This window comes from Candidatus Symbiopectobacterium sp. 'North America', assembly GCF_015762685.1.
Taxonomy (GTDB): Bacteria; Pseudomonadota; Gammaproteobacteria; order Enterobacterales; family Enterobacteriaceae; genus Symbiopectobacterium.
Genome location: NZ_PEHF01000018.1, coordinates 15,600 through 30,280, shown reverse-complemented (window position 1 = coordinate 30,280; position 14,681 = coordinate 15,600). Strand labels below are relative to the sequence as shown.

General features: G+C 50.5%; 10 protein-coding genes and 3 pseudogenes. 8 read left to right on the top strand and 5 right to left on the bottom strand.

Features of this window, described 5'->3' with window-relative positions:
• The first annotated feature begins 28 nt into the window (after window positions 1–28).
• The 5 genes and pseudogenes from CS369_RS04055 (at window position 29) to ybaK (ending at window position 3,252) form a co-directional block, all read left to right on the top strand.
• Complete coding sequence (locus CS369_RS04055) at window positions 29–229, top strand: hypothetical protein (protein WP_196906100.1); 201 nt, start codon at window positions 29–31, stop codon at window positions 227–229.
• Between the two features lie 213 nt (window positions 230–442).
• On the top strand, window positions 443–1,366 hold the full coding sequence (locus CS369_RS04050) for an SPFH domain-containing protein (RefSeq protein ID WP_196906099.1): 924 nt from the start codon (window positions 443–445) through the stop codon (window positions 1,364–1,366).
• Window positions 1,356–1,814 (top strand): annotated as a pseudogene (locus CS369_RS04045) (NfeD family protein). Before CS369_RS04050 ends, CS369_RS04045 begins: the two are co-directional and overlap by 11 nt.
• Before the next feature lie 114 nt (window positions 1,815–1,928).
• Entirely contained in the window at window positions 1,929–2,744 is an 816-nt protein-coding gene (locus tag CS369_RS04040; protein ID WP_196906119.1) for a TraB/GumN family protein, read from the top strand.
• A 28-nt stretch (window positions 2,745–2,772) separates the two neighbouring features.
• Window positions 2,773–3,252, top strand: coding sequence for a Cys-tRNA(Pro)/Cys-tRNA(Cys) deacylase YbaK (gene ybaK / locus CS369_RS04035; RefSeq protein WP_196906098.1), 480 nt, complete (start codon window positions 2,773–2,775; stop codon window positions 3,250–3,252).
• 152 nt (window positions 3,253–3,404) lie between these two features.
• On the opposite strand, the pseudogene CS369_RS04030 reads toward ybaK, so the two are convergent.
• Both CS369_RS04030 and ushA read right to left on the bottom strand, forming a co-directional pair.
• Window positions 3,405–4,769 (bottom strand): annotated as a pseudogene (locus CS369_RS04030) (glycoside hydrolase family 28 protein).
• Between the two features lie 224 nt (window positions 4,770–4,993).
• A pseudogene (gene ushA, locus CS369_RS04025) lies at window positions 4,994–6,654 on the bottom strand (bifunctional UDP-sugar hydrolase/5'-nucleotidase UshA).
• Between the two features lie 544 nt (window positions 6,655–7,198).
• On the opposite strand from ushA, the gene ybaL reads away from it, so the two are divergent.
• Complete coding sequence (gene ybaL / locus CS369_RS04020; protein ID WP_196906097.1) at window positions 7,199–8,887, top strand: YbaL family putative K(+) efflux transporter; 1,689 nt, start codon at window positions 7,199–7,201, stop codon at window positions 8,885–8,887.
• Between the two features lie 34 nt (window positions 8,888–8,921).
• Here ybaL and hemH read toward each other — a convergent pair whose 3' ends face one another.
• Window positions 8,922–9,902, bottom strand: a complete 981-nt coding sequence (gene hemH / locus CS369_RS04015; RefSeq protein WP_196906118.1) for a ferrochelatase — start codon at window positions 9,900–9,902, stop codon at window positions 8,922–8,924.
• A gap of 494 nt (window positions 9,903–10,396) precedes the next feature.
• On the opposite strand from hemH, the gene CS369_RS04010 reads away from it, so the two are divergent.
• Window positions 10,397–10,936, top strand: a complete 540-nt coding sequence (locus tag CS369_RS04010; protein ID WP_196906095.1) for a hypothetical protein — start codon at window positions 10,397–10,399, stop codon at window positions 10,934–10,936.
• The gene (locus tag CS369_RS04005) at window positions 10,937–11,221 is read left to right on the top strand and encodes a hypothetical protein (RefSeq protein ID WP_196906093.1); all 285 of its coding nucleotides are present in this window, start codon (window positions 10,937–10,939) and stop codon (window positions 11,219–11,221) included. It abuts the gene before it with no gap.
• Between the two features lie 604 nt (window positions 11,222–11,825).
• On the opposite strand, the gene adk is transcribed toward CS369_RS04005, so the two are convergent.
• Window positions 11,826–12,470, bottom strand: coding sequence for an adenylate kinase (gene adk, locus CS369_RS04000; RefSeq protein ID WP_196906091.1), 645 nt, complete (start codon window positions 12,468–12,470; stop codon window positions 11,826–11,828).
• Window positions 12,471–12,630: 160 nt separating this feature from the next.
• Window positions 12,631–14,520: a molecular chaperone HtpG gene (htpG, locus tag CS369_RS03995; RefSeq protein WP_196906117.1), complete on the bottom strand. Its 1,890-nt coding sequence runs from the start codon at window positions 14,518–14,520 to the stop codon at window positions 12,631–12,633.
• Window positions 14,521–14,681: the final 161 nt, after the last annotated feature.

Here is a 14,681-nt window from a genome sequence, read left to right as displayed (position 1 = left end):
TGCATCAACACAGCAAAACGCATCGCTGGTGGAAGAAGTCTCTGCGGCCGCACAATCTCTTCAAAATCAAGCGCAACGCCTGACGGATGCCGTCGCCGTGTTTGTCATTACTCCCACCGCCTCAACGACCGTAGCGCCCACCACAGCAGCAACTAAAACACCGTTACTGGCTGCTGCAAGTACAGGTTCCACCACAACGTCCTCAAACGATAACTGGACCACCTTTTAATCCAGCCTCTTGCCGGGGCGTATTCGCGCCCCTGCTTGCCTCACCTCTCGTTTTTGCTATTTTCAGATAATACGCCAATGACAATGCGCGATTACGCCTGCGAAAAGATGGGCTTTATACACCGACAGCGCTAGAATAGCCTTTTCAGGATGAAGAAAAATATAGTTTTATTTCAATAAATTATTTTTAAAACTACCTTTGGAGGTGAAAACCATGCTGAGTGTCATTCCCGTATTGATATTTGTTGCGCTGGTTATTGTATGGTCAGGAATCAAGATCGTGCCGCAAGGCTATCAGTGGACCGTAGAACGCTTTGGCCGCTACACCAAGACACTAATGCCGGGGTTAAACCTGGTGGTACCGTTCATGGATCGCATTGGCCGTAAAATCAATATGATGGAGCAGGTTCTTGAGATTCCCTCCCAGGAAGTGATTTCCAAAGACAACGCCAACGTGACGATTGATGCCATCTGCTTTATTCAGGTAGTGGAATCGGCACGTGCGGCTTATGAGGTCAGTTCGCTCGAATTGGCGATCAAAAACCTGACTATGACCAACATCCGTACCGTGCTGGGTTCTATGGAACTGGATGAAATGCTGTCGCAGCGTGACAGCATCAACACCCGCCTGCTGCATATTGTCGATGAAGCCACTGGCCCATGGGGCGTAAAAATCACCCGTATAGAGATCCGCGATGTGCGCCCACCCGCCGAACTGATCGCCTCCATGAACGCCCAGATGAAAGCCGAACGAACCAAACGTGCCGACATTCTTGAAGCGGAAGGGGTGCGTCAGGCTGTCATTCTCAAAGCGGAAGGTGAAAAGCAGTCACAAATTTTGAAAGCAGAAGGGGAGCGTCAATCGGCGTTTCTGGAAGCAGAAGCCCGTGAAAGAGCCGCAGAAGCAGAAGCACGCGCCACCCAGATGGTCTCTGATGCTATTGCCTCCGGTAATATTCAGGCCATCAACTACTTTGTGGCACAAAAATATACCGATGCATTGAAAGAGATTGGTTCTGCCGACAACAGCAAAGTTATCATGATGCCGCTGGATGCTAGTAATCTGATGGGCGCTATCGGCGGTATCGCCGAATTGATTAAAGATAGCGGAAACGCCCGGAGCCAGAATGGACGTTGAACTGCTGGCTGAGAATGCCCACTGGGTGTGGCTCTCTCTTGGTGGTCTGTTACTGGCGGCTGAGATGCTTGGGGCCAGCGGTTATTTACTGTGGAGCGGCGTGTCTGCCGTTATCATTGGTTTGTTAACCTGGGTATTACCGCTGCCTTGGGCGTGGCAGGGAACGCTGTTTGCCGTGCTGACCATCATCATCGCACTGCTGTGGTGGTACTGGCTGCGCAGCCGTTCACGCCGGATAGCAGATGCTACACTGCTGAACCAACGCAGTCGGCAACTGATAGGGGGGAGTGCCACTGTCACCCAAGCGGTTGAGGATGGCATCGGCCGTGCCAGAATTTGAGACAGCACCTGGCGGATCAAGGCCGATGAAGCCCTGCCCGTCGGCACTACCGTAGAAGTGATTGCCGTTGACGGCATTACGTTACACGTTCGCACCCTCAAGATTTAACCGCCCTTCCCGACTATCCCCAACGGTAACACGGTTGGGGATTTTTCATCCTAATGGAAGTATCCTCGCGCGGCACAAGCGGTTAGCATGAGCGTTTGTGGTTGATGGAGATAAATCATGACGTTACTGCGCCAACTGGCCACTTGGTTGAGATTAATTTCCCCGGTCACCTATGACTATCCCGCACTGGATATGTCGCTGACAAACGGCGGACGCCTGCATTTGGTGGGCAGTATCCATATGGGCAGAGAAGCCATGTCTCCGTTGCCGGAGGAGTTGCTGCAACAATTGCAGCAGTCTACTGCACTGGTGGTAGAAGCCGATATCTCCGATATGGGGTCGCCGTTGCAAGAAGAGTATGAGCCAATTCCGCTGGCGGAGCGTCTGGATCCAGAACGCTATCAGCAGTTCCAGCAGCACTGTGAGGCACTGGCGCTTAACCTGAACCGCTTTGAGCATCTGCCCGCCTGGCACGCGGCGCTGACGCTCCAGGCGATGCAAGCGCAATCGCTCGGCTTACGTCCTCAATATGGCATCGATTATCAATTGATTCGGGCCGCCAAAGCGGCAAACATTCCGGTGATTGAACTTGAAGGTCAGCAGGAACAACTCGCCATGCTGCGACAATTGCCGCAGGGGGGTGTAGCATTGCTGGAAGATACATTGGATCACTGGCACGTTAATGCGCGCCTGCTTCAGGTGATGACCGGCTGGTGGCTGGAAGGACCGCCTGCAAAATCCGCTGCCGCTATTCCGGCGACGTTCAGCAGCGCCTTGTCCGAGATATTGATGCGTCAGCGCAATACCCGCTGGCGTGATCAGTTACAAGCACTGCCGAGCGGACAGTATGTCGTGGCTGTCGGTGCATTGCATCTGTACGGCGACAATAGCCTGCCTTCCCTGCTACAACCTGTTAATGCAAAGCAATAACGACGGGATTGATTAAGGAACGAGCACCATGACACCCGCAGTAAAACTTTTGGAAAAAAATAAGGTCGCTTTCCAACTTCACAGCTACGACCATGACCCAAACGAAACCAATTTTGGCGAAGAAGCCGCACGTAAGCTGGGGTTGAATAAAGAGCAGGTGTACAAAACCCTGCTGGTATCACTGAATGGCGATGCCAAACACTTAGCCGTTGCCATCACCCCAGTCTCCGGGCAGTTGGATTTAAAGAAGGTGGCGCGAGCCTTTGGTGCCAAAAAAGCCGATATGGCCGACCCGATGCTGGCTCAGCGTGTTGCGGGCTATCTGGTAGGCGGCATCAGCCCGTTGGGACAGAAAAAATTGCTGCCAACCGCCATCGATGAACCGGCGCAGCACTTCCCAGTGATCTACGTTTCCGGCGGCAAGCGCGGACTGGATATCGGGCTTGCGCCCACCGATTTAGCGAAACTGCTGAAAGCGTCATTTAGTGATATTGCCAAACGGGATTAGCGAAGGAATCCCGATTAACTTACTCAAGTAAGTGATTCGGGTGACTGAGCGTGGCCAACGCAGCCACGGCGTGAAGTATGAAGCGTAAAAGAAGCTGATGGCAGAGGACTCCACGGCCAGTGCGTCCCCTGCCACCGCTTCAGAACGGGTAATTAATCGATCTTAGCCCCTTTTTCGACCAACAGCGTCGGCCCTTGCTTCACGTTGAGGGTTAAGCCTTTTCAGCATTACGCAGGCGGATCCCCTGATCGGCATCGATACGCACGTTGTCAAAATGGAAACCGCTCAAGGGTGCTTCGGGTACACCAATGATGTACGCAGCTGCCGGTTGATTCCAGGTTCTCGATCGTCACATTGCTAAAATGCGGCGTCTTATATTTATCAAACGGCTGTTTGGCATCGGTATCTGGCGGGTAAATTTGTTCACCCATGGTGAAACCGCCTTCTGACAGCAGTTTGTCCACTTCGGCTTGCACAATGGGAGCCGCCTTGTAGTAGCCAGCAAACACCAGCGGAATATTAACATCGATCATTTTGGTGTTGCGATAAGTGATGTTTTTCACCTCACCGCCTTTACCGCGCAGCGTCTTGATACGAATACCGTACATCGAACCTTCGAACTGGTTATTTTCCACCAGCACGTTGTTCACACCGCCGGAGGTCTCGCTGCCGATATAAATACCGCGCTCTTGACGCAATACGTTGTTCGCAATGTAGATATTGTCGACAACGCCTTCAGGGAAACGCTCATCGGGCTTCTCTGCCTTGATGGCAATATAGTCGTCGTTACCGTCGATAAAGTTATTGGTGATACGAATGTTCTGGCTGTCGATAGGATCGATGGCATCGGTATTCGGTGCATGCCAAGGCGACAGAATTTTTGTGTTGTTGACGTTAACGTCATGCGCGTAACGCATCACCACATGGAAACTCGGTGAGTGAGTCAGGGTAACGCCATCCACCAGCACGTTGCTGGAACGGGTGATGTAGATCAAACGCGGGCGATCGGTGCCGCCTTTCTTACCCGTGGCACGGATATTGGCACGCCAGCGCTCCCACCACACGGCACCTTGTCCATCAATGGTACCTTCACCGGTGATAGCAACGTTCTTGGCATCAGCAACGCTGATAAACGGCAACCAGCCATTTTCCGCCTCGGCGTATTTGGTCTGCTCCGTGGCACGATAGGCTGCTTCTTCTGTCGAAGCCACAATGGTGGCATTCTTCGCCAGGTTAAGACGCACATTGCTTTTCAGGAACAGTGGGTTGACCAGATAGTTACCTTCCGGCACCAGCACCGTACCGCCGCCTGCGGCCGCACAATCATCGATAGCGCGTTGGAATGAATCCGTATTCAGTGCAATTTGCAAGCGATGACCTTCCGCGCCATATTACGTGACATCGCACACTTTGCCATTATCGGTAAAAGTGACAACGACAGGTAAGGCTGCGGCACCCGCCTGAGAACTGACCGCAATACATGCGCCAAGCAATGACAAAACAAACCCCGTCTTCATTCCAACACTCTATATTGAAAATATATTTTAATAAAATATTAAAGGATTTTCAATAAAAAACAACAGATCACGTTTGTGATACTGAGCGCGCTAAAAATATTATCGCTAACATTTAACTGTTACGTCCATCACAAAAGAGCACTTCGTAATTGATAAGCAATAGTCATAAAAAAAGAGGGCTTACCTATCTGCAAGCCCTCTTTAATATTAGCGCGACCATTTCATCAACGGTATTGGATTTCACCTTTTGGCGCATAGGCCGCGGCATCAAGCGGTGAATGCTGCTCGATATACTGCTTCAGCACCTCGGCATCGACAAAACCGGTGTTGACGTAAGTCGGCAATTCATCCAGACGCGGATAACCATCACCGCCCATCGCATTGAAGTTCAGCGTGGCCATACGATAGGTTTTATCCGCATGCAACGGTTCACCCTTGATTTTCACATCCTGAACGCCTTGTCCATCGGCCACCAGGCTGACGTTCAGGAATTGGGCGTAGGCACCGGAATCCACTTTCTTGTTCGCCACCGCAGCCAGGTATTTCTCAACCTCGCTGCCTTTCATATCGACATAAACCAAGGTATTGGCGAACGGTTGCACTTTCAGCACCGTTTTATAGGTGATATCACCGGGCTGAATGGAGTCGCGTATCCCACCGCCGCTCATCACGGCAAAATCCGCATTGGCGCGTTCGCGCTGGGCGGATAACAGCAGATGTCCCAGATTGGTTTGATAAAAGCGCACCTGTTTGCGATCGCCATCCAGCGTGCCATTAACGCTTCCCACCTTCACATCTAGCTGTGCCTGACTTTTTTCCTGGAACGGCGTCAGCATTTTTACCACGCCATCATCCTGTTTGATCTCCTGGATATAATAGACGCGTTCGGTACCACCACCGGTCTTCTCCACCTTTTTCTTCAGGTTGACTGGAATAAGCTGGTAATGGGCCAGCGTCAGCGTGCCATTTTTGAACGTGAAATCAGCGCGTCCAACATATTTACCCCATTCGTAAGCCTGCACGATCCAGGTACCATTTTGCCGATCCGGCGCACAGGGTGTACCCGGCACATAATCCACCTGTTTCTTGTTTTCACTCGCCATACAGACCGGGTCTTGTGAGTGACCACCCACAATCATGTCCAGATAGCCTGCCGGCAGGCTGCGCGCCATTTCGACATCTCCTGGCGCATTGGAGCCGTGCTGTCCATCGTCATAGTGTCCCATATGGGTTGCAGCGATAATCACGTCGGCTTTTCGGTGCTACGCAGTTGATCGACCACCGATTTCACTTCCGTTGACGGCTTGCGAAACTCGATGTCGGTGAAAAATTCCGGGTTACCCAATTTTGCCGTGTCATCAGTGGTCAGGCCGATAACCGCAATCTTGATACCTTGCTTATCAAATAGCGCATAGGGTTTGAACAGACGCTGTTGTGTACTCTTTTGATAGATGTTGTCAGACAGGAGCGGGAATGTTGCCCACTTTTCTTGCTGCCGCAGTACCGAGAGCGGATTATCAAACTCATGGTTGCCAAGCGCCATGGCATCATAGCCCACCATATTCATGCCACGAAAATCGGGCTCTGCATCCTGCAACTCAGATTCATGCACCCCGGTGTTGATATCCCCGCCGGACAGCAGCAGCAGCAGCAGCACGCTGCCGCCTTTAGCTGCTACCTCCTGACGAATCTGATCCACCAGCGTTTTTTGCGCTGCCAACCCATATTCGCTGTATTCGTTATGCCAGAAATGGCCGTGGTGATCGTTGGTGTGGAGGATGGTGATGTCATAGGTTTTATCTTTTTCCCACGCCAACGCCCCTGCCGAGGTAAAAACCAGCGACATCGCAATAGCACGTCCCAACGCTTTCGTTGCAGAATGCATGGAAATTCTCCGTTAAGTAAACAACCCTTGTTAAAATAATGCGATAGCAGCCCTCTGCCCGTCCTGGTCTTAGTCAGGTACGCGCAGATTGAGATCTCCCTCCAGAATAGCGCACTTTTACTCAACGCTCGATTTCATTTGTACCCTGTTACCTGTATCACAAGAAAAACCGGCATTGCGCGCATGAATCACAAGAGAAAGCTGATGAAAATGGTCAGTTCATTTGATTCTGTTGTATTTATGTCATTTACCCCCGCTATTCTAAGGTTTTTAGCGCAGAGAAACCGGTTCCCCTCAGCACACAGGATGAAAATGCAGCATAACAGACATGAGAAAGTATCTTCATGAGAGCAATAACGTTGGTTTATCAATGCTTATCTGACGAAAGCATCATGAAATCTATGTTAGACTTAGATTCAATAAGTAAACTAAGATTTTTACTAGAATACCCTCATTTTCCCAAGCAGGATTTCTTCAAATGAAATAGAATTTGTTCAAGAAGTCTGCTCATGAACGTTTTTCAACAATGGCAAAAGGAGTCGGGATGCATGCAACCACACCACTAATATCCACCATTGCCGTAGGGCTGGTCCTCGCGTTCTTACTTGGGATTCTGGCCAATCGACTACGCATTTCCCCTTTAGTCGGCTATCTGGTCGCAGGGGTTCTGGTGGGGCCGTTTACCCCAGGTTTTGTCGCGGATACCGCGTTAGCACCTGAATTGGCTGAACTTGGGGTTATTCTGCTAATGTTTGGTGTCGGTCTGCATTTCTCGCTTAAAGATCTGATGGCGGTGAAATCCATCGCTATTCCCGGTGCCATTGCACAAATCGCCGTTGCCACGCTGCTAGGGATGGGCCTTTCCACCCTGCTCGGCTGGAGTCTGGCAAGCGGGTTGGTGTTTGGGCTGTGCTTATCCACTGCCAGTACCGTAGTGCTGCTGCGCGCATTGGAAGAACGGCAACTGATTGACAGCCAGCGCGGACAAATCGCCATTGGCTGGCTGATCGTAGAAGATTTGGCGATGGTGTTGACGCTGGTATTGCTGCCCGCGTTCCGTGACATGATAGGCGCTGAGCATGCTGATACCGGTAAGCTGATTCGTGACCTGGCCTGGACCATCGGTAAAGTGGTTGCCTTTATCACGCTGATGATTGTGGTGGGTCGTCGCCTGGTGCCCTGGGTGCTGGCAAAAAGCGCCGCTACGGGCTCACGGGAACTGTTTACCCTGGCCGTATTGGCGATGGCACTCGGTATCGCTTTCGGTGCCGTGAAGCTGTTTGATGTTTCATTCGCACTGGGTGCCTTCTTTGCGGGTGTGGTGCTAAACGAATCAGAACTCAGTCAACGCGCCGCCCACGATACGCTGCCACTGCGTGACGCTTTTGCCGTACTGTTTTTTGTTTCGGTGGGCATGCTGTTCGATCCGATGATTCTGGTGAACGAGCCAATGGCCGTCATTATTACGCTGGCTATTATCGTGTTCGGTAAATCAGCGGCCGCTTTTGTGCTGGTACGGCTGTTCGGCCATTCCAAGCGTACCGCACTGACAATCTCGACCAGCCTGGCGCAAATTGGCGAGTTCGCTTTTATCCTGGCAGGTCTGGGCGTTGTGCTCGGGCTCTTGTCTGAGCAGGGGCGCAATCTGGTGCTGGCAGGGGCGATTCTGTCGATTATGATCAACCCGCTGCTTTTTACTCTGCTAGAACGCTATCTGGAGAAAACAGAGACCATTGATGAGCAGATTGTGGAAGAAGCCATCGAAGAAGAGAAGCAAATTCCGGTTGATATGTGTAATCACGCGCTATTGGTCGGTTATGGCCGCGTTGGCAGCCTGATCGGTGCCAAACTGCATCAGGAAGGCATTCCTATTGTGGTCATCGAGAATTCGCGTGCGCGGGTGGATGCTCTGCGCGAACAAGGCATCAAGGCCGTACTGGGGAACGCCACTAAAGTGGAAATCATGGAGCTGGCTCGGTTGGATTGCGCCCGCTGGCTGCTGCTGACCATTCCTAACGGCTATGAGGCAGGAGAAATCGTTGCGACAGCGCGTGAAAAACGCCCGGATCTGGAGATCATTGCGCGCGCACATTATGACGATGAAGTCAGCTATATCACCGAACACGGTGCCAATCAGGTGGTGATGGGTGAACGCGAAATCGCCAACAGCATGATTACCCTACTACAGCTTGGGCAGGTAAAAGCTGAAGAACTAAAAGAGTGCCCGATTTGATACCGATGCGCAGCGGTAGCCCCGCTGCGCCCTTTTATCTGTCCTGTTTTAACGACTCGTCACGCACCAGCGCTTCAAACAAATCAATGTGCCGCGCATCATCATTTAACGCCGGAATATAAGCAAACTGTGCACCCCCAGCATGCAGGAAAATCTCCCGGTTCTGTTCCTGAATCTCTTCCAACGTTTCCAGACAATCGGCTGCAAACCCAGGGCAAATAACCTGAATGTGTTTGATCCCCTGCGCAGATAATCCCTTTAAGGTTTCATCCGTATAAGGGGTGAGCCAGGGTTCACGGCCAAAACGTGATTGGAAGGTCATTTGCGCCTGTTCCGGTGCCAGCCCCAATGCAGCAATCAGCGCCTGTGCCGTTGCCTGACAGCGCAGAGGATAGTCATCCCCCTCCGTAGCATAACGCACCGGAATGCCATGGAACGATATCACTAAGCGATCTGGCACGCCGTGCAGCGCAAATGACGCTTCCACACGCTGCTTTAGCGCATCGATATAGACCGGGTGCGTCGCGTAGTCGCGGATAAAACGGATACCGGGCACCTGGCGGCGCGTGCGCATTGCATCGGCCAGCCCATCCCATACCGCACCGGTGGTAGAGCAGGAGTATTGCGGATAGAGCGGCAGCACCACCAGTTGAGTGACACCTTGCGACAACAGGCTATCCAGCGCCGACGACAAGCTCGGCGAACCATAGCTCATGCCAAGCGCCACCGGAATATCGTCGCCTAAACGGGCGGAGAGCGCGCATTCTTGACGTCGACTGAATGCCAACAACGGAGAACCGTCAACCGTCCAGATAGACTGATAGAGTTTGGCGACACATGGAGAACGAAAAGGCAGGATCACGCCATTCAACAGCGGCCACCAGAGCCAGCGCGGTGTATCCACCACGCGTTTATCACTAAGAAACTGTGCCAGATAGCGTTTCACCGCCTGCGGCGTCGGGGCTTCGGGCGTCCCCAGATTCACCATCAGTACGCCCAATTTTTGTTGACTCATCATCTGCCCTCACAAAAGGCTGCCTGTCATACGCATGTCGTACACCTAGCAGCGGTTATTGTTACCAGCGCTGAGTGTAGCGAAAATGTTGCCCGGATGGGATAGGGAAAACGATGTTATTACCGATACTTGCCATCGAAAGGATAGATAGCGCCATGGGTGAGCACTGACGTATCGGCCGGGTTCTCTTTCAGGTAGAAGTGCCATGTAGAGTTTGTTAAGCTGCAAATAAAGTATTGATAAACAGGATTTCATGTTCAGCCAAGGATGCATAAAGAACAATGACAATAATTGAGTCAGTGAAAACTGTGATTGAATTTCTTCTGGCAATACTGTCTGTTTTATCGTTATTCAAAGATCCATCAATATTTTATTATTTGAATGATAACAAAGCAGCGGTAGCTGTCTCATTGTTGCTCTATGTGTCGATCACCAGCGCCTGTTAACGCGTCAAAAAGCGAAAACCAGGAAAGTGGTCTATCACGTCAATGTGCATGATGTTTATCATTGGCTGTTTTGCACTCTTTTATGATCCTTACCCTGCCCCGTCATTGCTCACGATCTCCGGTTTTTATACAGAGAAAGATGGGCAATACGTCAACAATGCGACAGATGAAAACGCTGAAAAATTAATAACGGCGATTGATGATATCCATAGAAAAGTTTCAGCCCACGAGAACCCTCTGTTTAAATTCATTCGACCCGAAGCAAAAAGCTATCACTTGCCCTCGATTTATTTGTCAGGCAAGACCAAAAAAGAGATCGTTGGCCTATCAGAAAACAAAATAAAATCGCCGGTTATCATCACGGCGTTCTCCACCCAGGATGCCCTTTCCGAGGTACACTACGCGATAAAAGCAGAGTACATGAACGCAAACGCACACGCGGCGGAAATTGAAATTGCATGGTATAACGATTTATTCAAAAAGATCGTGAACAACAGTGAATTACATCACGATGAAAAGATAGAAATACTGGCACATATCTTATTTATTGATATCAACGCCAGAAGCATCAAAGCGGGATCGCAGTGAATGTCTCCCATCGGAGTAGAAAACCACATTAACAAGATCATCGATAGCGTGACGGAGATTAAAGACAAAAATCCATTCATCAGCAATGAGTTAGATTATCTGATGAGTGCGCTCAGCATTGCCTATGTTGATGCCTACAAAAACGATCTGGATGCCAGGCTGATAGAAAACAAGCTCATCAGTGCCATTTCAATCTACCCGTTTTATCCTTTCCATGATGAAAATGATTTTAACAACAGCTACATCATCAAAAACTACAACTATTGGCAAATAGGTAATAAATAAGAAAGAAATCTTACCTTTATTGACTTTCTCCTTGAGGTGATTGCCACACTGCCGCAAAAAGATCAAATGGATATCACCAACAAATACATGAACGAGGTTTTGATAAAAAACCATCTCCCGTACTGTGGTATTACTATTTTGATTTGATCAAATCGCACAGTAAAATCCCGGAAAGCAAAAAAACCAGTTTCAAACCATCCTAGACTACGAAGAGCGAGTCGATAACTTTTACAAAGACAGCAAAGGCATAGATAAAAACTACATTGACTTAAAAAGCAGTGTGCTATATTCTCTTTTCTATGCGTATCACATCAGAAACGGGAACAAAAGCGATGCGAATAGAAATTATGATAAGGTCAATACGTTATTAAATGAGAATCCGACCGCGAAAGTGCTGTTTCATAAAATAGCAACGAAAACCAACGGTGAATCCCCGTCATCTACCCGAAAAAAACCACTAAGTGCGTATCCGCTACCATGCGAAAAAGATAAACCGGAGTAGATGATACGCTTCAGTGTTGAATAATCGCGCCGGATACCGTGCACTCAGGCATAAAAAAGCCGGTCACACTGTACCCGCATTTTCAGGCAAGGCTGCGATAGGTTAACCCAGGATGGATTCCAACTCAGCACGCACTTGTACTACCTGACGGGTTCCGTCTACTTTGTGGTAGCGGGTATTGCCTGCCATGGCTTCTTTCTGGTAGTAGTCCACCAACGGCGCAGTTTGCTGATGATATTCCACCAAACGTTTACGCACGGTATCTTCATGATCGTCTTTACGGATGGTCAGCTCTTCACCCGTGACATCGTCTTTACCTTCAACCTTTGGCGGGTTGTACTTAACATGGTAAACACGACCTGATGCAGCATGCACGCGACGGCCAATAATGCGATCGACAATCAGTTCATCAGGCACAGCGAACTCAATAACATTATCAACCTGAATGCCAGCGTCTTTCATGGCATCCGCTTGCGGAATGGTGCGAGGAAAACCATCCAGCAGGAAACCGTTACGGCAATCATCCTGGGCGATACGCTCTTTCACCAAGACAATAACCAATTCATCCGTGACCAGTTTGCCTGCGTCCATGATTTCTTTGGCCTGTTTGCCCAGTTCGGTCCCGGCTTTCACCGCCGCACGCAACATATCACCCGTGGAAATTTGTGGAATGCCATACTTTTCCATAATGAATTGTGCTTGAGTGCCTTTGCCTGCGCCCGGAGCGCCCAGCAGAATAATACGCATTGCGTAAATCCCCTTGCTATGTAGATTTTTTAAAATAAATTTGAAAACGCTCAACCATACCATTCCAGAGGCTTATCCTCAAGGAACGGGCTCGCTTCAGCGTGTCACAACGCGAAAAAAAACCCGGTTAAAAACCGGGTTTTCAGAAAAGTGTGAGCGGTTATGCACTCAGCAGCTGGTTCATACGACGGATAAACTGGTTAGGATCTTCCAGCGTGCCGCGTTCAGCCAGCAGCGTCTGTTCCAGCAGCAGTTCAACCCACTCGCCAAACTGCACGTCATCGCCAGTGTTTGCAGCGCGTTTCACCAACGCATGCTCCGGGTTGAGTTCAAAGATATATTTCACTTCCGGCGCATTCTGCCCTGCGGCGGCAAACAGCTTCGCCATCTGCGTGCTCATGTCATTTGCATCGGTGGTGACGATGGCAGGCGTATCGGTCAGGCGATGCGTTAGGCGCACCTCTTTGACGCGTTCACCCAGCAGCGTTTTCACACGCTCAACAAAAGGCTCCAGGGATTTTTCCGCTTCTTTGCGCGCTTCGTCATCACTGGCATCATCCGCCAGCTTATCCAGCGCTTCATCCGCTTTGCTGACGGACTGGAAGGACTTACCGTCAAACTCGGTCAGGTAGCTCATCATCCACTCATCGACGCGGTCAGAAAGCAGCAGTACTTCGATGCCTTTCTTACGGAACAGCTCTAGATGCGGGCTGCTCTTCGCCGCGGCATAACTATCGGCAGTGATGTAGTAAATCTTCTCCTGCCCGTCGACCATACGGCTGACATACTCTTCCAGCGATACCGTCGGAGCAGAGCTGTCGCCATGGGTGGAAGCGAAGCGCAACAATTTGGCAATGGCTTCACGATTGCCACCATCTTCAGCAGGCCCTTCTTTCAGCACCAGGCCAAACTGTAGCCAGAAGGTTTGGTATTTTTCGGCGTCGTCTTTTGCCAGTTTTTCCAGCATCTGCAACACGCGTTTGGTCAGCGCATTGCGCAGATTCTGGGTAACACGGCTGTCTTGCAGGATTTCACGAGAAACGTTGAGCGGCAGATCGTTGGAGTCAATCAAGCCACGCACAAAGCGCAGGTAGTTCGGCATGAACTGCTCGGCGTCATCCATAATGAACACGCGCTGAACATAGAGTTTCAGGCCATGTTTATGATCGCGGTTCCACATGTCCCACGGTGCCTGAGAAGGGATGTAGAGAAGGCTGGTGTACTCCTGCTTCCCTTCCACGCGGTTATGGCTCCAGCTCAGCGGATCGCTGAAATCGTGAGCAATGTGCTTGTAGAATTCTTTGTATTCATCTTCGGTCACATCCGCTTTATTGCGCGTCCACAGCGCCTGTGCCTTGTTGACCTTTTCCCAAGTGACCGTCGGCTCACCGCCCTCTTCTTCGCTCGGCGTATGGGTTTCAATTTCTACCGGCAGCGCGATGTGATCGGAGTATTTACCGATAATGGAACGCACGCGCCACTCATCGAGGAACTCATCTTCCCCTTCACGCAGGTGCAGGGTGATCTCGGTACCGCGATCGGCCTTGACCACATCCGCCACGGTGTACTCACCTTCACCCGCCGATTCCCAGAACACCCCCTCTTCTGCCGCCGCGCCCGCCGCACGGGTACGCACCGTCACTTTATCCGCAACGATAAACGCAGAGTAGAAGCCCACACCGAATTGACCGATGAGCTGGCTGTCTTTGGCTTGATCGGAGCCGATAGATTCCAAAAACGCTTTGGTACCCGACTTGGCAATAGTGCCCAGATTATCGATAACTTCATCGCGGCTCATCCCAATGCTATTGTCCGCGATGGTCAGGGTACGTTGCTCTTTATTGGTGGAAACGCGCACGCGCAGTTCTCCATCCCCTTCATAGAGCGCTGGCGAAGATAAAGCGCGAAAACGTAACTTGTCTGCCGCATCAGAAGCGTTGGAGATCAATTCACGCAGGAAAATTTCTTTATTGGAATAAAGTGAATGGATCATCAAGTGCAGCAATTGCTTCACTTCAGATTCAAAACCGCGCGTTTCTTGGCCCTTCATGCTCATTGTCACTTACCTCAATCCTAATAGTTAGTCAGGCTGATAATGTTCAATCCCTGTAGTGGGTGTGGGAATGGTGCCGGTATTTCCGGCCAGTAGGCAAAAGGTGGGGATAAGGAGAAGGATTTTCAAGAGCAAAAAACAATTTATCCCCAGCGCGG